The organism is Isoptericola sp. MSGPD8_1_ISO-PGPR-S23-394 (genome assembly GCF_058072785.1).
The window spans coordinates 2,073,541-2,097,889 of record NZ_CM176517.1 but is presented as its reverse complement, the minus strand read 5'-3'; the positions used below and the strand labels follow the sequence as shown (position 1 = coordinate 2,097,889).

The 24,349-nt window shown below is 73.2% G+C and carries 22 protein-coding genes and 1 pseudogene; 19 read left to right on the top strand and 4 right to left on the bottom strand.

What is annotated here, in order from left to right; genetic code table 11:
• Positions 1–20 precede the first annotated feature (20 nt).
• The 3 genes from AC3RJ8_RS09560 to AC3RJ8_RS09550 all read left to right on the top strand — a co-directional run bounded on the left by AC3RJ8_RS09560 (position 21) and on the right by AC3RJ8_RS09550 (position 1,838).
• On the top strand, positions 21–863 hold the full coding sequence (locus AC3RJ8_RS09560) for an alpha/beta fold hydrolase (RefSeq protein WP_489712413.1): 843 nt from the start codon (positions 21–23) through the stop codon (positions 861–863).
• Positions 864–970: 107 nt separating this feature from the next.
• A complete protein-coding gene (locus AC3RJ8_RS09555; protein WP_489712412.1) occupies positions 971–1,102 on the top strand; it encodes a hypothetical protein in 132 nt (43 codons plus the stop codon).
• Positions 1,092–1,838, top strand: a complete 747-nt coding sequence (locus AC3RJ8_RS09550) for a GOLPH3/VPS74 family protein (RefSeq protein WP_489712411.1) — start codon at positions 1,092–1,094, stop codon at positions 1,836–1,838. The genes AC3RJ8_RS09555 and AC3RJ8_RS09550 overlap by 11 nt, the downstream gene beginning before the upstream one ends.
• 77 nt (positions 1,839–1,915) lie before the next feature.
• Here the strand turns inward: AC3RJ8_RS09550 and AC3RJ8_RS09545 are convergent, their stop codons facing one another.
• The 3 genes from AC3RJ8_RS09545 to AC3RJ8_RS09535 form a co-directional block, all read right to left on the bottom strand.
• Positions 1,916–2,686 (bottom strand): isocitrate lyase/PEP mutase family protein, encoded by a 771-nt coding sequence (locus tag AC3RJ8_RS09545; protein WP_489712410.1) that lies wholly within the window; start codon positions 2,684–2,686, stop codon positions 1,916–1,918.
• 74 nt (positions 2,687–2,760) lie between these two features.
• Positions 2,761–3,489 carry an alpha/beta fold hydrolase gene (locus AC3RJ8_RS09540; protein WP_489712409.1) on the bottom strand — a complete coding sequence of 243 codons (729 nt, stop codon included), beginning with the start codon at positions 3,487–3,489 and terminating at the stop codon, positions 2,761–2,763.
• A 116-nt stretch (positions 3,490–3,605) separates the two neighbouring features.
• Positions 3,606–6,350 (bottom strand): ATP-binding protein, encoded by a 2,745-nt coding sequence (locus AC3RJ8_RS09535; RefSeq protein WP_489712408.1) that lies wholly within the window; start codon positions 6,348–6,350, stop codon positions 3,606–3,608.
• 249 nt (positions 6,351–6,599) lie between these two features.
• Between AC3RJ8_RS09535 and AC3RJ8_RS09530 the strand changes: the two genes are divergently transcribed.
• The 15 genes and pseudogenes from AC3RJ8_RS09530 to AC3RJ8_RS09460 all read left to right on the top strand — a co-directional run bounded on the left by AC3RJ8_RS09530 (position 6,600) and on the right by AC3RJ8_RS09460 (position 21,510).
• Complete coding sequence (locus AC3RJ8_RS09530; protein ID WP_489712407.1) at positions 6,600–7,097, top strand: carboxymuconolactone decarboxylase family protein; 498 nt, start codon at positions 6,600–6,602, stop codon at positions 7,095–7,097.
• Positions 7,094–8,110: a pirin family protein gene (locus AC3RJ8_RS09525; RefSeq protein ID WP_489712406.1), complete on the top strand. Its 1,017-nt coding sequence runs from the start codon at positions 7,094–7,096 to the stop codon at positions 8,108–8,110. Before AC3RJ8_RS09530 ends, AC3RJ8_RS09525 begins: the two co-directional genes overlap by 4 nt.
• Positions 8,111–8,223: 113 nt before the next feature.
• Positions 8,224–8,697, top strand: coding sequence for a DUF4260 family protein (locus AC3RJ8_RS09520; protein WP_489712405.1), 474 nt, complete (start codon positions 8,224–8,226; stop codon positions 8,695–8,697).
• A 343-nt stretch (positions 8,698–9,040) separates the two neighbouring features.
• Positions 9,041–9,583: pseudogene (locus AC3RJ8_RS09515) on the top strand (AAA family ATPase); the annotation flags it as partial.
• Positions 9,584–10,910: 1,327 nt separating this feature from the next.
• The gene (locus tag AC3RJ8_RS09510) at positions 10,911–11,879 is read left to right on the top strand and encodes a LuxR C-terminal-related transcriptional regulator (RefSeq protein ID WP_489712404.1); all 969 of its coding nucleotides are present in this window, start codon (positions 10,911–10,913) and stop codon (positions 11,877–11,879) included.
• Positions 11,880–12,014: 135 nt separating this feature from the next.
• On the top strand, positions 12,015–12,947 hold the full coding sequence (locus AC3RJ8_RS09505) for an ABC transporter ATP-binding protein (protein ID WP_489712403.1): 933 nt from the start codon (positions 12,015–12,017) through the stop codon (positions 12,945–12,947).
• Positions 12,944–13,297 carry a hypothetical protein gene (locus tag AC3RJ8_RS09500; protein WP_489712402.1) on the top strand — a complete coding sequence of 118 codons (354 nt, stop codon included), beginning with the start codon at positions 12,944–12,946 and terminating at the stop codon, positions 13,295–13,297. The genes AC3RJ8_RS09505 and AC3RJ8_RS09500 overlap by 4 nt, the downstream gene beginning before the upstream one ends.
• 182 nt (positions 13,298–13,479) lie before the next feature.
• Entirely contained in the window at positions 13,480–14,589 is a 1,110-nt protein-coding gene (locus tag AC3RJ8_RS09495; RefSeq protein ID WP_489712401.1) for an extracellular catalytic domain type 1 short-chain-length polyhydroxyalkanoate depolymerase, read from the top strand.
• Between the two features lie 104 nt (positions 14,590–14,693).
• The gene (locus tag AC3RJ8_RS09490) at positions 14,694–15,527 is read left to right on the top strand and encodes an alpha/beta hydrolase family protein (RefSeq protein ID WP_489712400.1); all 834 of its coding nucleotides are present in this window, start codon (positions 14,694–14,696) and stop codon (positions 15,525–15,527) included.
• Positions 15,524–16,303 carry an SDR family NAD(P)-dependent oxidoreductase gene (locus AC3RJ8_RS09485; protein ID WP_489712399.1) on the top strand — a complete coding sequence of 260 codons (780 nt, stop codon included), beginning with the start codon at positions 15,524–15,526 and terminating at the stop codon, positions 16,301–16,303. Before AC3RJ8_RS09490 ends, AC3RJ8_RS09485 begins: the two co-directional genes overlap by 4 nt.
• Positions 16,304–16,350: 47 nt before the next feature.
• Positions 16,351–17,559: an AI-2E family transporter gene (locus AC3RJ8_RS09480; RefSeq protein WP_489712398.1), complete on the top strand. Its 1,209-nt coding sequence runs from the start codon at positions 16,351–16,353 to the stop codon at positions 17,557–17,559.
• A 37-nt stretch (positions 17,560–17,596) separates the two neighbouring features.
• Entirely contained in the window at positions 17,597–18,199 is a 603-nt protein-coding gene (locus AC3RJ8_RS09475) for a GNAT family N-acetyltransferase (protein WP_489712397.1), read from the top strand.
• 94 nt (positions 18,200–18,293) lie between these two features.
• Complete coding sequence (locus AC3RJ8_RS09470; protein WP_489712396.1) at positions 18,294–19,661, top strand: flavin-containing monooxygenase; 1,368 nt, start codon at positions 18,294–18,296, stop codon at positions 19,659–19,661.
• Positions 19,658–20,572 carry a bile acid:sodium symporter family protein gene (locus AC3RJ8_RS09465; RefSeq protein ID WP_489712395.1) on the top strand — a complete coding sequence of 305 codons (915 nt, stop codon included), beginning with the start codon at positions 19,658–19,660 and terminating at the stop codon, positions 20,570–20,572. Before AC3RJ8_RS09470 ends, AC3RJ8_RS09465 begins: the two co-directional genes overlap by 4 nt.
• On the top strand, positions 20,569–21,510 hold the full coding sequence (locus tag AC3RJ8_RS09460; protein WP_489712394.1) for an SDR family oxidoreductase: 942 nt from the start codon (positions 20,569–20,571) through the stop codon (positions 21,508–21,510). The genes AC3RJ8_RS09465 and AC3RJ8_RS09460 overlap by 4 nt, the downstream gene beginning before the upstream one ends.
• Before the next feature lie 70 nt (positions 21,511–21,580).
• Here AC3RJ8_RS09460 and AC3RJ8_RS09455 read toward each other — a convergent pair whose 3' ends face one another.
• Positions 21,581–22,891 (bottom strand): lytic polysaccharide monooxygenase, encoded by a 1,311-nt coding sequence (locus AC3RJ8_RS09455; protein ID WP_489712393.1) that lies wholly within the window; start codon positions 22,889–22,891, stop codon positions 21,581–21,583.
• A gap of 110 nt (positions 22,892–23,001) precedes the next feature.
• Here AC3RJ8_RS09455 and AC3RJ8_RS09450 point away from each other — a divergent pair, with 110 nt between their 5' ends.
• Complete coding sequence (locus tag AC3RJ8_RS09450; RefSeq protein ID WP_489712392.1) at positions 23,002–24,345, top strand: M20/M25/M40 family metallo-hydrolase; 1,344 nt, start codon at positions 23,002–23,004, stop codon at positions 24,343–24,345.
• The last annotated feature ends 4 nt before the right edge of the window (positions 24,346–24,349 follow it).

The window sequence follows — 24,349 nt, the reverse complement described above, 5'->3', positions numbered from 1 at the left end:
GAACCGAAAGGACCAGGAGCATGGGCTACATCACCGTAGGGAACGAGAACAGCACGCCCGTCGAGCTGTACTACGAGGACCAGGGCGCCGGGCAGCCGGTCGTGCTGATCCACGGCTACCCCCTCGACGGGCACAGCTGGGAGCGTCAGACCAGGGAGCTGCTGGACCAGGGCTACCGGGTGATCACGTACGACCGTCGCGGCTTCGGCCAGTCCTCCAAGGTGCACCACGGCTACGACTACGACACCTTCGCCGCCGATCTGAACACCGTGCTGGAGACCCTCGACCTGCGTGACGTCGTGCTCGTGGGCTTCTCGATGGGCACCGGCGAGCTGGCCCGCTACGTCGCGCGCCACGGTCACGAGCGCGTCGCCAAGCTGGCGTTCCTCGCCTCGCTCGAACCGTTCCTCGTCCAGCGTGACGACAACCCCGAGGGCGTGCCGCAGGAGGTCTTCGACGGCATCGCCGAGGCTGCCAGGGGCGACCGGTACGCCTGGTACACGGAGTTCTTCAAGAACTTCTACAACCTGGACGAGACGCTCGGCTCGCTCATCAGCCCCGAGGCCGTCCAGGCGAGCTGGGGCGTCGCTGTCCGCAGCGCCCCGGTCGCTGCCTACGCCGTCGTCCCGGCCTGGATCGAGGACTTCCGCGCCGATGTCGACGCCGTTCGTGCCGCCGGCAAGCCGACCATGATCCTGCACGGGACGAACGACAACATCCTGCCGATCGACGCCACCGCGCGTCGTTTCCGGCAGTTGCTGCCGGACGCCACCTACGTGGAGGTCGAAGGCGCGCCGCACGGGCTGCTGTGGACGCACGGCGACGAGGTCAACGACGCCCTGAAGTCCTTCCTGGGCGCCTGAGACCACCCGGTGGAGGGTGGCCCACCCGGCTGCCCTCCACCACCGGTCCCGCCGGTCGCCGGGAACCGGCGCACCTGGCCAAGGGCCCCTCGTTCACCGCGCAGACGATGGCCGACGCCCTGCACGACCTGGACAACCCGGCGCAGCTCGATGTCATCGAGCGCGCCCACGCCCTGGCGAACGAGCTCGCGCAGAACCCGCCCGAGCACGAGGTGAAGGACACCACAGATGACGACTGAGCACCCGGACGACGCGCTGCCCGCGCCGGAGACAGCACCGCGGACCACCGACAGCGCGAGCGTCCCCGGCGAGCCGACCCTGGCGGAAGACCTCCTGCTGCTGCTGTTCCAGCCCGCCTCGGGCACCATCGCCGGCGAGGGGACCCTGTACTACGTCCTGGCCGGCGCGGTCCTCGCCGACCTGAGCCTCGGCGAGCACCTGCAGACCTCGACGGGACGGACGGGGTCGCTGGTCGTCGGGTCCGCAGGCGACCGGCCGCCTGCGGACCCGCTCCTGCGGACGAGCTGGGAGTACGTCGCGGGCAAGGCGCGCGGGGTGCAGACCGTCCTGGCGGCCACGGGCCCGTCGCTGCGCCAGCCGCTGCTGGACCGGCTGGTCGACCGCGGCGACCTGCACCGGCGCACCCGCAAGACGCTCGGCCTGTTCACGTCGTCGGTCCTCGAGGAGGGCGACAGCGGCCGCAGGGCGCGGGTGCTCGGCGAGGTGCGCGCGGTGCTCGTCGACCGGGTCGAACCGACCCCGCGCACCGCCGCGCTCGCCGCCCTGCTCTACGGCAGCGGCACCATGCCCCAGCTCGACCGCGACATCCCGTGGACCTCGCCGGTGATCGCTCGCGCCGAGGAGCTCACCGAGGGCAGCTGGGGAGCAGAGGCCTCCGCCAAGGCGGTCACCCGCACGGTCACCGCGATCATCGTCAACAGCGTCGTCGCCGCCGCTGCCGCGCTGCCGCGCTGACGGCGCCGCCGAACAGGCCCTGACGGCCCGTCCGGACGGGCCGTCAGAGCGTGCTCGGCTCCCAGGTCCGGGACGCCTCAGTTGAGCGCGGGCGTGTCGGCGGGGACGACCCCGTCGCCGTAGAGGTCCGTGGCCAGGTCCCGCAGCGCACGCAGGGCGACCCGCTGCGTGAGCGGGCCGTAGGACACGCGGGCGACGCCCAGCTCCTCGTACTCGGACGCGGTCAGCGCACCGGGCACGCCGATGACGCTGAGCCGGCGCTCGCCGAGCCCGGCGACGAGGTGCTGGGTCGACTCGCGGTCGAGCCTGCCGGGCACGAAGACGAGGCTCGCGCCGGCATCGAGGAACGCCCGGCCGCGTTCGACGGCGTCGTCGAGGCTCTCGGACAGCGGCCGGTCACCACCGTGCACCAGCGCGTCGGTGCGCGCGTTGAGCTGGAACGGCACACCCTCCTGCTCGGCGACGCGGACGACGGCCTCGACGTTCGCCACCGCCTCCGGCCGCGGCACGAGGCGGTCCTCGACGTTCGCGCCGACGACACCGACGCCGATCGCACGCCGGACCGACTCGCCCGGGTCGCCGAACCCTGCGTCGAGGTCGGCGGTCACCGGCAGGTCGGTCGACTCCACGATCCGCGCCACGGCGGACAGCGCGACGTCGAAGGGGATCTCCCCGTCCGCGAAACCGTGGCTCGCGGCGATGGAGTGGCCGGCGGTGGCGATCGCGTGCGTCCCCGGCAGGTCGGCGACCGCCCGGGCGCTGATCGCGTCCCAGACGTTCACGACTCGGAGGATCTCGGGGGCCTCGTGGAGCGCCTTCAGCGCTTCGGCCTTCGTCAGGGTGCTCATGGTGACGACGCTACAGCGGCCGCGCTGGACGGCCGCCACGCCGATGCCGCTGGAGGACGGGTCCCGCTCGACGCTCAGTCCGCGGACCGGCTCCTGACGACGTCGGCCACGGCGTCCAGGATGACGTCCGCGACGGCGTCGGGGCGCGAGACCTCCAGGGCGTGCGACCCGTCCCAGATCTCCCGGCGCACGACGGCGGCGGCCCGGTCGGCCATGAGCTGCAGCGCTGCGGTGGGGATGGTGCGGTCCGCGTCGCCGTAGACGAACCAGCTCGGACGGGTCCGCCATGCGGGGACGGCACTTACGAGGACGTCGGACAGCGCGCTCTCGGCCACCGGGCGTTGCGCGGCGCTCATCGCGGCCGAGAGCGCCGCCGGGACGTCGGCCGCGAGCTGCGCGGCGAACGCCTCGCGACGCACGACGAGCTCCTTCCCGCTCGCGCGGACCGGGTAGCCCGCGACCGTGGCGCGGAGCGTGCTCCCCGGGAACCGGCGGGAGAGCTCGTCGGCGCTCTCGCCGTGATCCGGGGCGAAGGCCGAGACGTAGACCAGTGCGGAGACGGTCTCGCGCGTGCCGGCCTCGGTGATGACCATCCCGCCGTAGCAGTGCCCGACGAGGACGACCTCTCCCGGGACGGCGTCGAGGACGTCCGACAGGTACCGTGCGTCCTCGGCGAGGCCGCGCAGCGGGTTCGCCACGGCGACCACCGGCACGTGGTCCTCGTCCAGCCGGGCGATGACCTCGTTCCAGCTCGACGAGTCGGCGAATGCTCCGTGGACCAGCACGACGGTCGGTGCGGGCACGATGCTCCTTCGGTCCGGGGTGCACCGGGGGTGTGGTGCACCTCACATCCCCAGTCGACGGTGTGTGCCCACCACAGTGTCAAGGCCTGCACGTCGGTCGAGGACAGGGCACCGCCTCAGAGCAGCTCCCGGAGCTGGCGACGGGAGGTGATGCCGAGCTTGCGGTAGATGTTGCGCAGGTGGGCCTCGATCGTGCGAGGGCTCAGGAAGAGCTCGGCGGCGACTTCTCGGGACGTCGCGCCGGCCGCCACGAGCCGTGCGATGTGACGTTCGTGGTCCGTCAGCGCCGTGGACGGCTCTGCGCCGCGTGCTCGCGGGTGCTCCCCGGTCGCCCGGAGCTCACGCGCAGCTCGCTCGGCGAACACCTCGGCTCCCATGGCGACGAAGGACTCGTGCGCTGTACGGAGCCGCTCGCGCGCAGCGTGCCGCTGGCCCCGGCGGCGCAGCCACTCGCCGTGCAGGAGGTGAGCGCGCGCGAGGTGCGCGGCCATACGGGTGGCGCCGAGCTGGGCGATCGCCTCGCGGTAGTGGTCCTCGGCCGCGCCGGCGTCGGCAGCGCCGTCGTCGACGAGGAGCGCCCGAGCCAGGGCGGCGAGGCCGCACGCCATGGGCGTCCTGCACGCGGAGGACAGGACCGTGAGCTCGCGCAGCGCAGGGAAGGCATCGTCGCGTCGCGCCCCACGGACGGACCCTTCGACCAGCTCGTGGAGTGCGAGGCTGCGGACGAAGAGCTCTGGCGACCGGCTCGCGCGCATCGCGGCGTCGGCGGCACCGGCATAGTCACCGCTCGCGTTGCGGGACACGGCGAGGGCGTACTGCGCGACGCCGCCGGCCGCACCGGCGTCGTCGGCGACGGACGTCGCCGAGGGCCGGCTCTCGGCGTCCTCACGCCCGCGCCACGCGGCGAGCAGCAGGTCCGCGGAGGCGAGGGGCGCGACGCCGGTGGCCCGGGCGACGGCCCTGCTCTCGGCGGCGAGGTCCGCGGCCTTCTCGAAGTCGCCTGTGAGGACCAGCACGCACGCGAGATGGACGAGCGCCGAGGGAAGGGCCGTCAGGGAGCCGGCGCGACGGACGCGTTCGACGTTGCGGTGCAGCAGGCGGTGGGTCGTCTCGTCGTCGAGCACCGCGCCGGCGCTGCGGGCCGCGAGCACGAGCCACCGGCCGGTGCGTTCGTGCAGCGGGCCCTCGCCGGCCGGGTCGTACGGCTCGAACGCCGACAACGCATCGCCGATCTCGGTGACGGCGTCCGCGAGACCGTTCGTGGAGGCGCTGACCAGCGCGTCGAGGAGGAGGTCGGCCGGCTCGGGCGGGCTGGGCAGGGACGGGGCATGCCTCGCGGCTGCGGCGACGTCCTCGGCGCTGACGTGGCCGGGCGCGCCACCGACGACGAGTGCGCTGTTCAGGGCGAGCAGGTAGGCCTCACGAGACCGGCCGGGGTCGAGAGGTGCGAGCGTCTCGGCCGCCGCCAGGAGACGAGCGGGCGCACCGTTCCCGGATGTCGTGTCGAAGTCGATCATCGCCCGGTACAGGGTGACCCGTGCGCGATCGAGGTCGCCCAGCGAGCCGTCCTCGGCGACGGCCAGCAGGCGCAGCGCCTGGTCCGGCGCGCCCGCCTCGTGCATGGCCTGCGCAGCCAGGATCGCCCGCCCTGCCCGGGCGCTGGGTTCGGGAGTGAGCTCCGTGGCCCGTTCCAGCAGCGCCGCTGCGTCCGCGAAGCTGCCGCGAGCGATCGCTCGTTCGGCAGCGGCGACCGACTCGGCCGCGACCGCTTCGTCGGTCCCGAGGATCGCGTTCGCGCGATGCCAGGCGCGACGATCGGGGTCGGTCCGGGTGCCGACGGCGCGCGCGAGCGCGTCGTGCGCCTGGCGGCGGTCGTCCGGGTGGGCCCCGCCGTAGATGGCTGATCGAGCGAGAGGGTGCGGAAAGCTCACCCTTGACCCGATCTCGAGCAGGCCGGCGTCCTCCGCCGCAGCGGCGGCGTCGGGTCGGATGCCGAGGTGCGCGGCGGCCTCCCAGAGCAGCGTCGGGTCGCCCGTCGGCTCCGCCGTGGCGATGAGCAGCAGCCGTCGGGTGTCCCGCGGTAGCGCCGCAGCACGCTGGCGATAGGCCTCCTCGACACGGCGAGGCGCCGTCGCGGGCACCGCCAGCTCGCTCGCCAGCTGGCTCGCTCTGGTGGCCCGGGGGAGCTCGAGCAGTGCGAGCGGGTTGCCTCGAGCCTCGGCGACCACACGGTCTCTCAGGACGTCGCCGATCGGCGTGCGGACGGTCGATGCCAGCAGGGCTCGGGCGTCGAAGTCCCCCAGGGGGTTGATCGTGTGGGAACGGAGACCTGCGAAGCGCGATCCCCGTTCGTCGGAGAGCTCTCGGGTGGCGATGATCAGCGCCAGTCGCTCGGCGGCGAGCCGCCGTGCCACGAACGCGATGACCTGCGCCGAGGCGGCGTCGAGCAGCGACCCGTCGTCCACGAGACAGAGCAGCGGCCGCTGCTCGGCGCTCTCGGCGAGCAACGAGAGCGTGGCGAGCCCGACGAGAAAGAGGTCCGGGGGCGGGCCCGCCCCTCTGCCCAGCGCCACGTCCAGGGCGGTCCGCTGGGGGGCGGGCAGCACGTGCGCGTGCTCCATGAGCGGCGCACACAGCTGGTGGAGCCCTGCGAACGCCAGCTGCTGCTCGGACTCGTGCCCGATGGCGCGGATCACGGTGAACCCTGCCGGTGCGGCCACGTCGGCGGCGTGGTCGAGCAGGGCCGTCTTGCCGATGCCCGCCTCGCCCAGGACGACGAGCGCCTGGCTTCGCCCGGCGGACGCCTCGCCCAGGATCTGCTCGACCGTCTCGAGCTCCGACTGCCTTCCGATGAGGTGCACCGACTGCTCTCCCTCCGCCACGCGGCATCGGACGGGCTGCGCGAGGGACGCCGACGTCGTCCCCCGATGCCGAGCACGGGTGCTCGGCGAGACGTTACCAACGAGGACGGGTGCGACACACCTCGGCAGCGGACCCACGCGTCGACGGACGCCTCGATGTTCCCACCGAGCGAGCGGGGATCTCCGCTCGTGCGGCCGGCGGTTCAGGTCACTTGACCCTGTGCAGGGAACACGGTCTTGAGTGCCACCATGGGTGAACTCGCCGAACCGTCCACGCGTCCGTACTTGGACAAGGCCATGCCGGGGGCGTGGCGCGCGCTGGTGGCCTTCTCGGTGGAGATCCGAGAGGCGGCCTCGCAGCGAGGGCTCCTCGCGCACGAGTCCGAGCTCATCAAGGTGCGTGCGTCGCAGATCACCGGCTGCGTGTTCTGCCTGGACCTCCACTCCCGAGAGGCGAGGGAGGCGGGCGTCCCGCAGCAGAAGCTCGACCTGCTGCCGGGCTGGCGCGACGTCGGGGTGTTCGACGACCGCGAACGGGCGGTGCTGGCCGTGGCCGAGGCAGCGACGGTCCTCCCTCTCGGTGAGACAGCTGCTTCCGAGCTGTCAAGCGCCCGATCGACCCTCGGTGACGCGACGTTCGTGGCCGCCGAGTGGGTGGCTGTCGCCATCAACGCGTTCAACAGGATCTCCATCCTCAGCGGCCACCCGGTGCGCCCCCGCGACCTCGAAGGAAGGCTCGTCCGATGACCAACCTCGACGTGCGCCCCGAGCTCGAGGTGCTCGGGCCCGGCGGCTCGCACGCCGCCGTCCAGGTCCTCGAAGCCCGACCCGTCGCCCTCGGCGGACCGCGCGCCATGAACGTGCATCGCACACTGCCTCAGCGGAGACGGTCGTTGGTCGGGGCGTGGTGCTTCCTGGACCACTTCGGCCCCGACGACGTCGCGGACACCGGCGGCATGCTGGTGCCACGACACCCGCACACCGGGCTGGCCACGGTGTCCTGGCTGTTCACGGGAAGCGTGGATCATCTCGACTCCGGCGGGAACGCGGCGTCGGTCGCCCCGGGATCGCTCAACCTGATGATCGCGGGGCGCGGCATCACCCACCAGGAGATCAGCGACCCAGGGACCAGCGTGCTGCACGGCGTGCAGCTGTGGTACGCGCTGCCCGAGGAGAATCGTCACGGCGAGAACGGGTTCGTGCGCTACACGCCGGAGCCCGTGGCCCTGCCGGGGGCGACGGCACGGGTGTTCATCGGAGAGTTGCTGGGCTCGGCGTCGCCGGTCGAGACGCGCACCCCCGACCTGCTCGGTGCCGAGCTGGTGCTCGCGTCCGGCGCCTCGGTGCTGCTGGACGTGCGAGCAGACTTCGAGCATGCCGTGCTCGCCGAGAGCGACGACGTCGTGGTGAACTCGACCACCGTCGGGCACCGGTCCTTGGCGTACCTCCCACCGGGGTCGGCGTCGTTGGCGATCGCAGCGGGCGAGTCGGGGGCCCGCGTCATCCTCCTGGGTGGTGTGCCTCTGGACGAGCAGATCGTGATGTGGTGGAACTTCGTCGGGCGCAGTCATGACGAGATCGTCGAGTTCCGCCGCCGCTACCAGGCAGAGCTCGGGTTCGAGCCCGCCGATCCTCGGGACGCGGGAGCGCCGGAGCTGTTCGGTCCCTTCCCCTCGGGGCAGCCGCGGGCGCTGCCTGCTCCACCGTTGCCGACCGTCAGGCTGCGCCCGCGGGAGCGAGGTGGGACCGGAGCGTCGTGAGGCGGGTGTCGTCGCCCGCCACGTCCCTCGCGGCCACGCCCGCGTCGGTTGAAGACTCGGTGTACGTGACGATCACCGACGCGGAGGCGCGCGGGGTCGGCGACGATGGCCACATGAGTGACACAGACCTGAGCACCACCGCCGACGGCGTCGCGCGCGGCGGCCTGCGGCCGGCGACGATCGAGCGGATCGAGAACGGGCTGGTGGTCGTGGTGGCGATCGCCGGGACGCTCGCGATCGAGCCGGGACTGTGGTGGTTCCCCCTGGCCGTCTTCCTGGCTTTCGACCTGTCGATGGTCGGATACCTGCGGTCGCCGGCCGCTGGCGCCGTCACCTACAACGCCATCCACACCTATGTCTGGCCGCTCGTCCTGGCGGTCGCGGCGCTCGCGGCCGGTATCGGCGCCCCGACGCTGTCGCGGTGGCTGGCTCTGGTCGCGCTCGCCTGGGCCTTCCACGTGGGCCTCGACCGCGCGCTCGGGTACGGCATGAAGCTGGCTGACGCGTTCACGCACACGCACCTGGGCTGGATCGGCGAGGACACCGGCAAGGACACCGGCAAGAACGGCGGCACGGACGTCTGGTGACGCGACGTCGCGACACCTTCAGCACGAATCGCGCCCGTGACCGAGGGCCTCGCGACACCCCGTCGACCTCGGAGGTCATCGCTCGGGCGGAGGGCCCGACGAGGGCAGACCGACCCGCGGCTCGTGCAGCAGCTCGGCCAGTCTGGCGGCCACGTGCTGGTGCGCCATCCCTTCCCTCGTCCTGGGAGCTTCGCGTCGGTAGGAGGTACCCGTGAGGGCAGGCGCAAGAGAGAGCCGGACCGCGCCAGCCGGCCGCTGCGGGCAACCGCCCGACGACACGCGCACGGGTCGTGTCGTCGGGCGCGGGTGAAGTCTCTGGTCGCGGTGATTCGTCTCGGCGAGAATGGTGTGGTCGGGGACCTGGCCCGAGCCCGGTCCGCAACGACGGCGGACCGAGCAGATGGAGGCGTGCCTGGTGAGGATCCTGGGACGGCGCACCGAGGCGGCGGAGGTCGATCGGTTCCTCGCCGACGCGCGGGCGGGCCGCAGCGGGGCCCTCGTCGTGCGCGGCGAGGCCGGCATCGGCAAGACGGCGCTGCTGGAGCACGCCGGTGACGTGGCTGTGGCCTCCGGGTTCAGGGTGGACCGGGCGACCGCCGCCGAGTCGGAGGTGCAGTTCGCGTTCGCCGGCCTGCACCAGCTGTGCGCCACGGCGCTGGAGCGTGTGCGCGCGCTGCCCGAGCCCCAGCGCAGGGCGCTGGGGGTAGCGTTCGGGCAGACGACCGGTCCGGCGCCGGACCGGTTCTTGGTGGGGTTGGCCGTGCTCAACCTGCTGGCGGAGGTCGCCGAGGAGCAACCATTGCTGTGCCTGGTGGACGACGTGCAGTGGTTGGACGAGGCGTCGGCACAGGTGCTCGGGTTCGTCGCTCGCCGGGTGGGCGCGGAACGACTCGCACTGGTGTTCGCGGTCCGTGACAACGACGGCCGTGGCGTGCCGAGCGCCATCGTCGGGCTGCCAGAGCTGCAGCTGGAGGGACTGGCGGATACCGAGGCTCGCGAGCTGCTGGCCTCGGCTGTCCCGGCGCCCCTCGACCAGCGCGTGCGTGACCGCTTCATCGCCGAGGCGCGCGGCAACCCGCTGGCCCTGCTGGAGCCGCCCGGCAGTGGGCACCCCGCGTCGTTCGCCGGCGGGTTCGAGCGACCCGATGCTCTCGATGTCCCACGCCGGATCGAGGAGACGTTCCGACGGCGTGTGCACGGCCTGCCGGAGCACACCCAGCTGCTGCTGCTGGTCGCCGCGGCGGAGCCGACCGGGCAGGTAGCCCACTTGTGGCGTGCTGCCGCGAGGCTCGGAATCGCGCGCGAGGCAGCGACACCCGCGCAGGACTCCGGGCTCGTGGAGATCGACACCCAGGTGCGCTTCCGTCACCCCTTGGTGCGCTCCGCGGTCTACCAGGCCGCCTCGGGCAACGACCGCCGTCAGGCACATCAGGCACTTGCTGAGGTGACCGATCCGGACGCCGACCCTGACCGTCGCGCCTGGCACCGGGCGCAGGCGCTGCATGGCACCGACGAGGACGTTGCAGCAGAGCTGGTGTCCGCTGCGGGCCGGGCGCACGCCCGGGGCGGGGTGGCCGCTGCGGCGGCGCTGCTGGAGCGGGCGACCGCACTGACGCCCGCGCCGTCCGCCCGCGCCGTCCGGGCGCTGGAGGCCGCGCGGGCCAAGCACGAGGCCGCTGATTCCGAGGCCGCCACCGGGCTGCTCACGATCGCCGCGGCAGGCCCGCTCGATGCCCTTGGTCGCGGGCGACTCGAGCTGCTCCGAGCCCAGATCGTGTTCCACACCACGCGCGGTAGCGACGGCGCCGGGATGCTGCTGGACGCTGCCAGGATGCTGGCCCCGCTCGATGCGCAGCTTGCACGCGACGCCTATCTCCAGGCGCTCGAGGCGTCCTTCCACGCCGGGCGCCTCGCCGGTGACGGGACGATGGCGGCCGTCGCGCGCGCCGCCCAGGAGGCGCCGGCGTCATCGTCGCCTGCCCGGCCGGTCGACCTCCTGCTGGACGGGCTGACCACCATGTTCACCCACGGGTACGAGGCGAGCGTGCCCACGCTGCGCTGTGCGCTCGACACCTTGCGTGGTGGCGTCGACGTCGAGGGGCCGGTCGAGGGCGTCGGTCTGGACGAGGGCAGCCGCCGCCGGCTGTGGCTGGCCTGCCAGGTCGCGGCCACCCTGTGGGACGACGAAGCCGTGCACGTGCTGGCAGCTCGACGTGCGTCTCGCCCGCGAGGCCGGCGCGCTGTCACGGCTCCCGGCGGCCCTCAACGCTCTTTCCTCGGTACTGGTGCTCACCGGCGACCTGGGCCGTGCCGCCGAGCTGGTGGCCGAGGAGGCTGCGATCCGGAGCGCGACCGGCGCCCCGCCGCTGCCCAACGCCCGGCTCATCCTCGCCGCCTGGCAGGGGCGCCGGGCGGAGACGACCGCGCTGCACGCCACGATGGTGGCCGAGGCGAGGGGGAGGGGAGAGGGCGCGACGCTCGGACTGGCCGACGTCGCCATGGCGGCGCTGCACAACGGACTGGGCAACTACGGCGAGGCTCTCGCCGCGGCGAGCGTGCCGGTGGAACGCGGCGAGCTGACCTTCGCCAGCATCGCGCTGCCCGAGCTCGTGGAGGCCTGCGTGCACGCCGGCGAGCCGGGACGGGCCGACGCTGCGCTGGAACAGCTCAGGGTGCGGGCCCAGGCCAGCGGCACCGCGTGGGGGCTGGGGCTGTACGCGCGGTCGCGGGCGTTGCTGAGCACCGGGCCGGCCGCCGAGGAGCACTACCGGGAGGCGATCGACCAGCTCGGACGCAGCCGGATGGCCACTCACCTGGCCCGCGCCCACCTGGTCTACGGCGAATGGCTGCGCCGCGAGGGGCGCCGGCAGGACGCGCGCGAGCATCTGCGTACCGCGCACGAGATGCTGACAGGCATGGGAGTGGACGCCTTCGCCGCCCGCGCCGCCCGGGAGCTGGGCGCCACCGGCGAGCATCCGCGCAAACGCACGGAGAAGCCCACCGACGACCTCACCGCCCAGGAGCTGCACGTGGCACGGCTGGTGGCCACCGGCGCTACCTCCCGCGAGGTGGCCGCGCAGCTCTTCCTCAGCCCACGAACCGTCGAGGCCCACCTGCGGGCCATCTTCCGCAAGCTCGCCATCACCTCCCGGCGCGAGCTGCGTGACCTGCCCCTGCCGTGACCGTGGCTGCCGCCACGACCGCGTCGCCTGGCGTGCTGTCGCTGTCGCTCTCGAGTCGCTGACCGAGGCTCCTTGACCCTGTGGCGGCAACACGGTGTCGGGTGGTGACATGCACACCAGAGGCCGGGACCACTCGTGATCGAGGCGCAGTCCCTGACCAAGCGCTACGGCGCCACGACGGCGGTCGACGGTGTCGACTTCACCGTGCGCCCGGGCGCCGTGACCGGCTTCCTCGGCCCGAACGGAGCCGGGAAGTCGACGACGATGCGGATGATCGTGGGGCTCGACCACCCCTCGGGCGGCCGCGTGACCGTGGACGGCAAGCCATACGCGCGCCTCCGTTCCCCGCTGCACCGCGTCGGCGCGTTGCTGGACGCCTCGGCGGTGCACCCGCGCCGCAGCGCCCGCAACCACTTGCTCGCCGTCGCCGCCACGCACCGGATCGGCGCGCGGCGGGTGGACGAGGTGATCGCGACCACGGGGCTCGATGCGGTGGCTCGCAGGCACGTGGGCGGGTTCTCGCTGGGCATGCGCCAGCGGCTGGGGCTCGCCGGAGCGCTTCTCGGTGACCCGGGCACGCTGATCCTCGACGAGCCGGTCAACGGGCTCGACCCCGACGGCGTGGTCTGGATGCGCGGGCTGCTGCGCGACCTTGCGGCCCAGGGGCGCACGGTGCTCCTCTCCTCGCACCTGATGACGGAGATGGCCCTGACGGCCGACCACGTGATCATCCTCGGGCGGGGTCGGGTGGTCGCCGACGCCCCGATGAACGATCTGGTCGCCGGTGCCGAGGCAGACACGGTCCAGGTGCGCACCCCGCAGGTCGCCGCCCTGACCCCCTTGCTGTGGGCGGAGGGAGCGACCGTCACCCGCACCCCACCCGACCTGCTGTCGGTGGCCGGGCTCGGCGCGCCACGCATCGCGCAGGTTGCCGCCGGCGCCGGGATCGTGGTCAACGAGCTCACCCCGGTGACCCGTTCTCTCGAGGACGCCTATCTGGAGCTCACCCGGGACGACGTCGAGTACCGCTCCACGGGCATCACCCGCACCTCGAAGGAGACCCGATGAGCGCCGTCGTCGTCTCCGAGTGGGTCAAGCTGCGCAGCTTGCGCTCCACCTGGTGGGCGCTGGGTGCGCTGGCGGCAGTCACCGTCGGTGTCGCCGCGCCGGTCGCGGTGAGCCTGCTGGTCGGGGGCGATCCGCCGGCCTGGGGGGAGAACCTCGCATCCCCGCTGCCCACGATCGCGGGCAAGCTGCTCTTCACCTACCCGGCGGCCCAGCGCTGGGTGGTCCTGTCCGCGCCCTCGGCCGACGGCGGCTGGCTCGGCGAGCCGTGGCACGGCGCTCTCGTCCTGGTCGGCTGGGTGGCGGTGCTGGTCGCCGTTGCCGGTCTGCTGCTGCGCCGCCGGGACGTATGAGCCCGGCGACCTCGGTCGCCCACCCGGCCCCCCCCACGAAGTCCGCGCCGCAGGACGTCTGCGAACGCCTGGCGATCCCGACCGCGCTGCATCCCGCCGAGCTCGGCGCCCGATCGACCATGTGGCGAGAACACGGTCTGGGCTCGGTCCGACGGAGACGCACCAACGAACGGAGATCACCCATGACTGCGCCCTCACCCGAGGCGGTGCCCGATCCCGCACCCGAGCGTGCGAGCGGCTCTGCGCCCGACGGCGGACCTGAGCCGCCGGCCGTCCGCCAGCGTCGGCGTCGTTGGTTGGTCGGCGGCGTCGTCGGATTCCTGGCGGCGATGGTGACGGTGCTCACCCTGGTGTTCCAGCTCGGTCTGCCGTGGTGGAGCGGCGAGGGGGACCACCACCACGTGCACGTGGTGGCCGACGGCACCCGCCAGCGCTACCAGGTGCACCTGCCGCCGCAGCACGACGGCGACACGGCGTTGCCGGTGGTGATGGCGATCCACGGGTGCGGGATGACCGGGTACGGGTGGAACTCGATGAAGGGATCCAGCCAGTTCGACCATCTCGCCGACCGTGAGGGATTCATCGTCGTCTACCCGACCCAGCGCATGTTCGCCAACCGCATCAACTGCTGGAACTCCGACGACCCGCGCAACCAGGTCCGCGGCAGTGGGGAGGCGGCGCTGCTGGCCGGAGTCGCCCGCGACGTCGTCGAACGCTACGGCGCCGATCCCGAGCGCGTCCACGTCGCCGGCGCCTCCTCCGGTGCGGGCACCGCCGTGATCCTCGGCGTCACCTACCCGGACGTGTTCGCCACCGTCACCTCGGTGGCCGGCGGCGAGTACGGTCTCGACCAGGTCGATCCGGGCGACCCGGACGCGACCCCGCCGTCGGTCACCGGACGGCAGGCGTGGGCGCAGATGGGCGAGCAGGCCCGCGCGGTGCCCCTGCTGGTCGTGCAGGGCGGCCGCGACGACGTCGTGCCGACCATCGTCGGTGAGCGGCTGGTCCAGCACTGGCGCACGGTCGTCGACCTGGTCGTCGACGACGCGCTCGACGGCAGCCCGGAGCTCGTCCCCGACACCGTCGTCCACCCGGCCGCCGGGGCCCGCTACGAGTACGAGCAGACCACCTACCGCGGCCCCGGCGGGCAGGTGCTGATCGAGTACGTGCACGCCGACGAGCTCGCCCACGCCTGGTCCACCCCCGGCGCCGTCGGCATCTTCACCGACACCGCCGGCCCCGACGCCACCGCGATCGCGTGGCAGTTCGCCCAGCGGCATGATGCCCGCTGACCGGGCAGTGACCACGGCAGGGTGATCCACCGTGCGCTCACTCGGTCCCGGGGTCGTCCGAGCTGGCCTCGCGGGTGAATCGTCCGGCGTGGAAGGATCGGCCCGTGGAACCGCAGACGCTGCACCTGACCGACCCGGCCCGCCGCGCGATCGACTCCGGTGCCGACCGGCCCGTACGCGTCCACGTGTGGCGGGCCGACCGCGACGACGCGCCCCTGGTGGTCCTCTCGCACGGCACCGGTGGTGCGGCCGAGGGCCTCGCCTGGTGGGCCACGGGCCTGCAGCACGCGGGGTTCGACGTTGCCGCCGTCGACCACCACGGCAACAACTATCTCGACGGCTACCTCGCCGAGGGCTTCACCTGGTGGTGGGAGCGGCCGCGGGACGTCTCGTTCGTGATCGACCACGTCGAGGCCCGCGGCCCGGTGGGAGTGTGCGGCTTCTCGATCGGCGGCTACACCGCGGCGGCGGTGTGCGGCGCCCGGGTCTCGGCCACCGCCTACACAGCCCTGGTCACCGGCCAGATCGAGTCGCCGCCGACGCCGGAGTACCCGGGGATCGCCGAGGAGCTCGCCGGGCGCTACGGCGAGAGCGACGTGCGCGTCTGGGTGGACCGTGCCGCCGCCGGCTACCGCGACACGCGCGTGCACGCCGGCTTCCTGCTGTGCCCCGCGGTCGGGCCCCTGATCACCGCCGAGAGTCTCGCCGCCGTCGAGGTCCCGGTGGGCGTGCGCTGGGCCGCCGCGGACGACATCACGCCGCCGGCCGGGAACGGCATGCGCTACGCCGAGCTGATCCCGGGCGCCGACGGCGGCACGGTCGGCGCGCCCACGGCGGGCCACTACGGCTTCGTGCTCCCGGAGCACGACGACCCCCGCGCGAAGGCCGACGTCGTGGCGGCATCCACCTCCTTCTTCGCCCGGACGCTGCGCGGATGACCGGTCGGGCGTACGTGGAGAACCTGTTCTCGCTGGACGGCCGTACCGCCGTCGTGACCGGTGGCAGCTCCGGCATCGGCCGCGCGATCGCGACGGCGCTGGCCCGAGCAGGCGCCGCCGTCGTCGTCGTGGCCCGCGGGCGCGATGCCCTGCAGGCGACGGTCGACGACCTCACCGCGGCGGGCGGCCGGGCCGCTGCGGTGGCCGGCGACCTGTCGTCGCGCGCGGGGATCCGGGCCGTCTGCGACGCCGTGGTGGAACCCTTCGGTGAGCCCGACGTCGTGGTCTCCAGCGCCGGGATCAACCTGCGTCCGCCGATGGCGGAGATCGACGAGTCGGTCTGGGACGCCACCATGACCGTCAACCTGGAGGCGCCCTTCTGGCTGGGCCAGCGGTTCGGTCCGGCCATGGCCGCCCGCGGCTTCGGTCGCCTGATCCACGTCAGCTCGCAGCAGGCGCACCGGGCGTTCGTCACCAGCGGTGCCTACGGGGTCTCCAAGGGCGGTCTCGAGTCGCTGGCCCGGTCCCAGGCCGAGGCATGGTCGCCCCACGGCGTCACGGCCAACACCCTCGTGCCGGGCTTCGTCCTCACGCCGCTGAACCAGCGCCTGCAGGACGACCCGGCCCGCGTCGCGGCGCTCGCGGACCGCACCCTCGTGGGCCGCAACGGTGTACCCGACGACTTCGCCGGTCCGGCGGTCTTCCTCGCGAGCACCGCGTCGTCCTATGTCACCGGCCAGTCGATCCACGTCGACGGCGGGTTCTCCGTGCACTGAGCCGTCCCGCGCCGCACACTGGCACCACCCGAGCCGGAGGGATCGACGTGAACGAGGCGACGGAGAACGTGCCGCAGTGGTTGCGCACGACGGGCGGCTGGTCGTGGCGCCTCGTCGCCGTCGTCGCGGCCGTCGCGCTGGTGGTCTACGCGACCACGCAGGTCCAGGTGGTCTTCGTCGCGATCTTCCTCGCCCTGGTCCTCACGTCCGTGTTCCGGCCGCTGGCCGAGCTCTACGCCCGGGTCATGCCGCGCGTGCTCGCCACCGTACTCGCGCTGCTCAGCGGCGTGATCGTCTTCGGAGGGCTGCTGACGTACGTCGTGGCGTCCGTCGCGGGGCAGTGGACCCGCCTGGCCGGCGAGTTCGACACCGGCGTCCAGCAGATCCTCGACTCGCTGCAGAACCTGCCCTTCGGGCTGTCGGTCACGGGTGAGCAGCTCAACGAGTGGATCGACGCCGGCCAGGAGTGGCTCGGCGACAACGCGGAGAATATCGCCGGGCAGGCGGCGGAACGGGCGGGCTCGGTGGTCGAGGGCCTCATGGTCTTCGCGCTCGCGATCTTCTGCACCGTGTTCTTCGTCCACTCGGGCGCCAACATGTGGCGGTGGTTCCTGGGCCAGGTGCCCGCCCGGCAGCGCAGGCGCTGGCAGGAGGCCGCCGGAGCCGGCTGGTACACGTTCTCCGGGTTCGCCCGCGGCACGGTCATCATCGCGTTCATCGACGGCGTCCTCGCCTTCGTGCTGCTGCAGATCCTCGGGGTCCCGCTCGCGGCGCCACTGGCTGTGCTGGTCCTCATCGGGGCGTTCATCCCGATCATCGGTGCGCCGCTGGCCATGATCATCGCCGCGGTGGTGGCGCTCGCCGCGCAGGGATTCGTCACGGCGCTCATCGTCACGCTCGGCATCGCCGCGATCGGACAGCTCGAGGGGCACGTCCTGCAGCCGCTCATCATGGGCAAGCAGGTCTCGTTGCACCCCGTCGTCGTCGCGGTCGCGGTGCTCTCCGGCACGGTGCTGGCCGGGATCCTCGGGGCCGTCGTCGCGGTGCCGCTCGTGGCCGTCGTGTGGACGGTGTTCTCGACCCTGCGCGGCGACCGCCCGGTCCCGCTGCCCGCGGCGTCCGGCGACAGTCCCGACCCGCCGCCCGGCGGCCCCGGCTCCGGTGCCGCGGGCGGCCGCGCCGGCTCCGGCGTCGAGCACGGCGCGGCCGAGCCGCCGGCCGAGGACGTACCCGGCGCGAGACCCGCGCCGGGCTGATGCCCGCCGTCCGTCGCGGCCCTGGCAGGATGCGCGCATGGAACCGTTCGTCCTGCGCAGCGCCGAGCTGACGCTGTCCGTCCCCACCGCCGCCGACGTCGACCGGGTCGCCGAGGTGTGCGCCGACCCGGAGATCGCCGCGTGGACCGTCGTGCCGTCCCCGTACGTGCGCGCCGACGCCGAGGGCTTCCTCACGCGGATGGTCCCCGCCGGCTGGGCCGAGGAGACCATGTTCACCTGGGCCGTGCGGGCGCCGGGCAGCGTGGACGGCCCGGTGCTGGCCATGATGGGCATCACCATGACGACGGGTGCGCCGGGACAGGAGCGGGCCGGGGAGATCGGCTACTGGACGGCGCCCGACGCCCGCGGTGCCGGTCTGACCACCGCGGCAGCTCGCCTGGCGGCCGACTGGGCGCTGGACCCGGAAGGGCTGGGCCTGACGCGTCTGCAGTGGCAGGCGTACGTCGGCAACTGGCCGTCGCGCCGCGTCGCCTGGAAGCTGGGATTCCGGTTCGAGGGCACCCTGCGCCGCTCCGGGCCCCAGCGAGGCGTCCTGCGCGACTCGTGGATGGCGTCCCTGCTGCCGGACGACCCGCGCGAGCCGTCCGAACCGTGGCCCACGGAGGCACCGCGGTCTTGATCGCGGGAGCCCGCCGGGCGCTCGCGCCTCGCCGGACCTCGTAGACTCCGTGCCGCGCCCGGACCGGGCACACCGGACAGCAGGAAGTGGAGCGATGGCGCTGCAACACAGGGTCGCGGTGATCGGTGCGGGCCCCTCAGGACTGGCGGCGGTCCGTGCACTGGACCGGGCCGGGCTGGACCTGGTCGGCTACGAGGCGCACGACGACGTCGGCGGCCTGTGGGACATCGACAACCCGCGCTCCACGGTGTACGAGTCGGCGCACCTCATCTCCTCGCGCACCACGACGCAGTTCGACGAGCTGCCGATGGACTCGAGCGCGGACTACCCGGGCCACCGTGAGCTGCTGCGCTACTTCCGCACCTATGCCGACGTCTTCGACCTGCGACGGCACTACCGCTTCGGCACCCGGGTGGTCGCGGTCGAACCGGCCGACGACGACGCCAGCGGCGCCTCGGGCTGGCACGTGCACAGCACCGGGCCCGACGGCGCGACGACGGTCGAGCACGTCGGCCACGTGGTGATCGCGAACGGCACGCTCGCCGAGCCGAACGTGCCGACGTTCGACGGCGACCTCACCGCCGAGCTGCTGCACTCGAGCGAGTACCGCAGCGACGACGTCTTCGCCGGCAAACGGGTCCTCGTGGTCGGCGGCGGCAACTCCGGGTGCGACATCGCCGTGGACGCCGTCCACCGGGCCGCGTCGGTCGACCTGTCGGTGCGGCGCGGCTACTGGTTCGTGCCGCGCTACCTGCTGGGGCGGCCCACCGACACCCTCAACCAGGGGCGCCCCCTGCCGGCGAAGATCAAGCAGGCCGTCGACTCGCGGGTGCTCACGCTGCTCAACGGCGACCCGCAGCGGTTCGGCTTCCCCGCCCCCGACCACAAGATCTACGAGTCCCACCCCGTGGTGAACTCGCTCGTGCTGCAGCACGCCGGGCAGGGCGACCTGCGGGTCCGCCGGGACGTGCGCCGGTTCGACGGCGACACCGTGCACTTCGTCGACGGCACCGCCGGGACCTACGACCTCGTGCTCCTCGCCACCGGCTACCGGCTCGACTACCCGTTCGTCGACCCGAAGCACCTCGCCTGGGACGGTCCGGGCTCCGGGGGAGCGCCCGAGCTGTTCTGCAACATCGTGCCGCCGTCGTTCAACGGGCTGTTCGTCGTCGGGATGCTGGAGGCCTCCGGCATCGGGTGGCAGGGCCGGGCCGAGCAGGCCGAGCTCGTGGCGCGTTACCTCGCCGCGGAGGCCTCCGGGGCCGACGGCGACACCGCGGCGGCCGAGCGCGCCGCGAGGTTCCGGCGTCGGACCACCAGCCCCTGGCCCGACCTCACCGGCGGCTACCGCTACCTCGGGCTGGAGCGGATGAGCTACTACGTCAACAAGGACGCCTACCGCCGCACCGTGCGCGGCTACGTCCGGAACCTGAGCGCCCCCGAGAGCGGAGACCGGCGATGAACATCGACGACGTCGTCGTGAACTTCTCACCGGGCTCGCTGGTGGCGCTCAGCATCGTGCTCGCCCTCATCATGCTCGGCATCGCCCTGGACACGTCCCCGGCCGACTTCCGCGTGCTGCGCCAGGCCCCTCGTGCCGCCGTGCTCGCCCTGCTCGCCCAGGTGGTCCTGCTGCCCGCCGTCACGTTCGGCCTGACACTCGTCCTCGAAGTGCAGGCCTCCATCGCGCTCGGCATGATCCTCGTCGCGTGCTGCCCACCCGGCAACGTCTCGCAGATCCTCACCTACCGCTCCGGCGGCAACGTGGCGCTCTCCGTGTCCCTGACCGCTGTCGGCAACGCCCTCTACCTCGTGGCGATGCCGCTCAACATCGCCTGGTGGGGCAGTCTGCACCCCACCGGCCGCGACATCCTGGCCGAGGTCAGCCTCGACCCCGTCGAGTTGATGCTCGACATCGTGCTCATCATCGGCGTGCCCTTCGCCGCCGGTCTGCTCGTGCGCACCCGCTGGCCGGCGGTCGCCGCGGCCGTGCACAGGCCCGTGCACGTCGTCAGCATCCTCGCGCTGGTCGGCTTCGTCGTGGCCGCGCTGGTCGGCAACTTCTCCGTCTTCGTCGGCTGGGTCGGGGTCGTCCTCGTCGCCGTCTTCCTGCACGACGCCGTCGCGCTCGGCCTCGGCTACCTCGCGGGCCGGGCCGGGAGGCTCGAGACCCGCGAGGTCAAGGCCGTGACCTTCGAGGTCGGCATCCGCAACGCCGCCCTCGGCCTGGGCCTCGTCATGACGTTCTTCGGTGGCATCGGCGGCATGGCCGTCGTCGCCGGCTGGTGGGGGGTGTGGGACATCATCGCCGGGCTCGCGCTCGCCACGGTGTGGGCACGACGCAGCCGGGCCCGCGCGGAGGTGGCGGCGTGAGGCGCGTCCTGGTCACGGGAGGCTCGGGGTTCCTCGGCTCGCACGTGGTGGCGGCGCTCGCGGCGCACGACGACGTGGCCACGGTCGTGTCGGCCGACCTGCGGGCCCCGGCCCACCTGCCCGACGGCGTCGTGGTGGTCGAGCTCGACGTGACGGACGCCCGGGCGGTGCGGGACGCGGTCGTCGCGCACGGCATCGACACCGTGGTGCACCTCGCCGCGATCGTCAACCCGGGCAACCTCGACGCGGCGACGGAGCGGAGCGTGGACGTCGACGGCACCCGGCACGTGCTGGACGCCTGCGTGGCTGGGGGCGTGCGACGCGTGGTGATCTCGTCGTCGGGCGCCGCCTACGGCTATCACGCCGACAACCCGGTCCCGTTGCGCGAGGACGACGCGCTGCGCGGCAACGAGGAGTTCACCTACTCGCGTCACAAGCGGCTCGTCGAGGAGATGCTGGCGACGTACCGCACGGCGCACCCCGAGCTGGGTCAGGTGGTGCTGCGGATCGGCACCATCCTCGGGCCGGGCGTGGCGAACCAGATCACGGCGCTGTGGGACGCGCCCCGGCTGCTGCGGGTCCGGCGCAGCGACGGACCGTTCGTCTTCGCCTGGGTCGACGACGTCGCCGGGGCCGTCGTGGCCGGAGCCACGGGCCGAGCCACCGGGGCGTTCAACGTGTGCGGCGACGGCGTGATGACCGTCGCGGACATCGCGCGGCGGCTCGGCAAGGGCACGATCGACGTGCCGGCCCCGGTGCTCGCCGCGGCGCTGCGGGTGGGCCGGGCCCTGCACCTCACGGTCCACGGCCCGGAGCGAGTCGGGTTCCTGCGGTACCGGCCGGTGCTCGACAACACGCGGCTGAAGGAGGTGCTCGGCTACGTCCCGCGCCGCTCGAGCCGTGCGGCCTTCGAGGAGTGGACGGCGCGGCGGACCTGAGGCGTCACAGCGCCGGTCTCCCGCCGCGCTCCGTGCGGCAGGAGACCGGCGCTGCGGTCGGGGGTGCTGCTCAGGTGGTCGAGCAGACGGCGCTCAGCGAGCTGGGATCGCCGCTGCCGATGAAGCCGGCCGACGTCGAGGCGCCGGCGGCGAGGTTGCCGTTCCAGCTCGCGTTGGTGAAGACGTTGCCGGAGACCTCGGCGCTCCACGCCTGGTCGACCGTGGCGCCATCGACGGTCACCTCCCAGCCGGTGAGCGCGTCGGAGCCTGCGGTCACGACCAGGTCGGCCTGGTAGCCGCCGCTCCACGTGTTGACGACGCTGACCTCCGCGGTGCAGTCGCCGACGGGCGGCGGGTCGTCGTCCTCGGCCGTCGTGGTGAAGGACGTGGCGGCCGTCGTCGCCGAGACCGCACCCGTGTTGTCGTTGCGCGCCCGCACGGCGACCTCGTACGTGGTCTCGGGTTCCAGCCCCGTGAGGTCCACCATGGGCGAGCCGTCGGTGGCCGCGAGCACGTCGCCCGTGGCCGGGTCGACGACGTCGTAGCCGGTCACGCACCCGCCCTGGGCGACGCCCCACATGAGGTGAGCACTGGTGGCATGGACGTCGGAGGCCGTGGCGGCACCGGGTGCACCGGGCGCCTCGTCCGGGCACACCGGGTCGGGGTCCGGGCCGGGGTCGGTGTCCCCGATCCCGGTGACCTCGCCGTCACCGCCGTCGAACGCGACGTCGGAGCAGCTGTAGAAGTTCTCGTTGCTGTCCGAGCGCACCCAGTGCGTGAAGACGATGTGGTCACCGCTGCGGTCGGCCGGCAGGGTGACGTCCCAGTAGTAGTAGTTGAGGGCACCCGGTCCGCCGGTGTCCGGCGGGTCGGTCACCGTGTCGATGAGCTCGAGGTCGCTCCACGCCAGCGGGCTCGAGGAGTCCCAGCCCTCCTCGGTGACGTACACGTCGAACCGTCCGGGGTGCTCGGCCCAGTTGTTGTGCTGGAACTGGTAGGTCTCACCGGCCGTCACGTGCGTCGTCGGCCAGTCGCCCCGCACGGCGTTGAACCCGGAGAAGTCGTACGGGCCGTTGCCCCCGCCGTCGCAGATCTGTCCGTCAGGGATGTATCCCTCGGTGCGGCCGGCCCCGTTGGAGTCCAGGTTGCCGAACCAGTTGTAGAACGCGGCCGAGCCGCCGGCCGCGTAGGCGTCGGCGCACGCGGGGTTCTGCGGGTCGAGGCCGCCGGACGCGGTCTGGCCGTCGACCCAGCACAGGTACTGGCGGCTGCCGGGGAACACCTCGGCGCCGTGCGCCTCGGCGTCGGGCGGCTCGGTGGCCACCACCAGACCGGCGGCGCCCACGAGCGCTGCCACGGTCAGGGCTGCGAGTCTTCGCATGTCGAGCTCCTTCACTCGGTGCGGGCAAGGACGTCTCGACAGTGCCCGGCCCGAGACGCGACGGACAGCCGCCAAAACGTTTCGGGCCGCGGGCTGGGTACCGTAGGCCCGTGATCTCACCGCGACCCGACGTGACCCGTCCCACCGCCGAGGACGAGGTCGTCGGCATCTGCCAGGACCTGCTGAGGATCGACACCTCGAACTACGGCGAGAACCAGGGGCCGGGGGAGCGCAAGGCGGCCGAGCTCGTCGCCGGGCTGCTCGCCGACGTCGGTCTGGAGCCCGCGCTGTACGAGTCCGCACCGGGTCGGGCCTCGGTCGTCGCCCGGCTCTCCGGGACGGACCCGTCGCGACCGGCCCTGGTGCTGCACGGCCACACCGACGTGGTGCCGGCGGCCGCGGCCGACTGGACCGTCGACCCCTTCGCCGGGGAGGAGATCGACGGCATGCTGTGGGGCCGTGGCGCGGTGGACATGAAGGACATGGACGCGATGATCCTCGCGGTCGTGCGGCAGATGGTGCGCGAGGGCCGCCGCCCGGCGCGGGACGTCGTCATCGGCATGTTCGCGGACGAGGAGGCCGGTGGCGTGCTCGGTGCGCGCTGGTTGGTCGACCACCACCCCGAGCTGTTCGAGGGGGCCACCGAGGCGATCAGCGAGGTCGGCGGGTTCTCCGTCGACGTGGGAGGCCGGCGTGCGTACCTCGTCCAGACCGCGGAGAAGGGGCTCGCGTGGCTCCGCCTGGTCGCGGACGGCCGGGCCGGGCACGGGTCGCAGGTCAACCACGACAACGCCGTCACCGAGCTCGCGGCGGCCGTCGCCCGGATCGGCACGCACGCCTGGCCGTACACGCTGACGCCCACCGTCGAGCGGCTGCTGCAGGGCGTGGCGGACCTGACCGGTCTGCCGTTCGACCCGGCCGGTGGGGCGGATCCCGACCAGGTCGACGCCCTGGTGGCGGCCCTCGGACCGGCCGCGAAGTTCGTGGGCGCCACGGTGCGGCACACCACGAACCCCACCCAGCTCGACGCCGGGTACAAGGCCAACGTCATCCCCGGCACGGCGTCGGCGACACTCGACATGCGTACCGTGCCCGGCCACGACGCCGAGGCCATGGGGGTGCTGCGCGAGCTCGCCGGGCCCCACGTGCGGATCGAGCCCCTCCACACCGACCGGTCGCTCGAGGTGCCGTTCAGCGGCGGTCTGGTGGACGCGATGGTCGACGCCCTGCACGCCGAGGACCCGGGGGCCGCCGTGCTGCCGTACACCTTGTCGGGCGGCACCGACAACAAGTCCTTGGCCCGGCTGGGCATCACCGGCTACGGGTTCGCCCCGTTGCGGCTGCCCGGCGACCTGGACTTCGCCGGGATGTTCCACGGCGTCGACGAGCGGGTCCCCACGGACGCCCTGAGGTTCGGCACCCGGGTGCTGGACCGGCTGCTCATGAGCTGCTGAGGCG

Coding starts and splice junctions, on each gene's coding strand:
- AC3RJ8_RS09545 (WP_489712410.1), bottom strand. CDS start 2,686: ATGAGCACCCTGACGAAGGCCGAAGCGCTGAAGGCGCTCCACGAGGCC.
- AC3RJ8_RS09455 (WP_489712393.1), bottom strand. CDS start 22,891: ATGCGAAGACTCGCAGCCCTGACCGTGGCAGCGCTCGTGGGCGCCGCC.
- AC3RJ8_RS09470 (WP_489712396.1), top strand. CDS start 18,294: ATGGCGCTGCAACACAGGGTCGCGGTGATCGGTGCGGGCCCCTCAGGA.
- AC3RJ8_RS09485 (WP_489712399.1), top strand. CDS start 15,524: ATGACCGGTCGGGCGTACGTGGAGAACCTGTTCTCGCTGGACGGCCGT.
- AC3RJ8_RS09525 (WP_489712406.1), top strand. CDS start 7,094: ATGACCAACCTCGACGTGCGCCCCGAGCTCGAGGTGCTCGGGCCCGGC.
- AC3RJ8_RS09500 (WP_489712402.1), top strand. CDS start 12,944: ATGAGCGCCGTCGTCGTCTCCGAGTGGGTCAAGCTGCGCAGCTTGCGC.
- AC3RJ8_RS09555 (WP_489712412.1), top strand. CDS start 971: ATGGCCGACGCCCTGCACGACCTGGACAACCCGGCGCAGCTCGATGTC.
- AC3RJ8_RS09465 (WP_489712395.1), top strand. CDS start 19,658: ATGAACATCGACGACGTCGTCGTGAACTTCTCACCGGGCTCGCTGGTG.
- AC3RJ8_RS09520 (WP_489712405.1), top strand. CDS start 8,224: ATGAGTGACACAGACCTGAGCACCACCGCCGACGGCGTCGCGCGCGGC.
- AC3RJ8_RS09495 (WP_489712401.1), top strand. CDS start 13,480: ATGACTGCGCCCTCACCCGAGGCGGTGCCCGATCCCGCACCCGAGCGT.
- AC3RJ8_RS09530 (WP_489712407.1), top strand. CDS start 6,600: ATGGGTGAACTCGCCGAACCGTCCACGCGTCCGTACTTGGACAAGGCC.
- AC3RJ8_RS09550 (WP_489712411.1), top strand. CDS start 1,092: ATGACGACTGAGCACCCGGACGACGCGCTGCCCGCGCCGGAGACAGCA.
- AC3RJ8_RS09560 (WP_489712413.1), top strand. CDS start 21: ATGGGCTACATCACCGTAGGGAACGAGAACAGCACGCCCGTCGAGCTG.
- AC3RJ8_RS09475 (WP_489712397.1), top strand. CDS start 17,597: ATGGAACCGTTCGTCCTGCGCAGCGCCGAGCTGACGCTGTCCGTCCCC.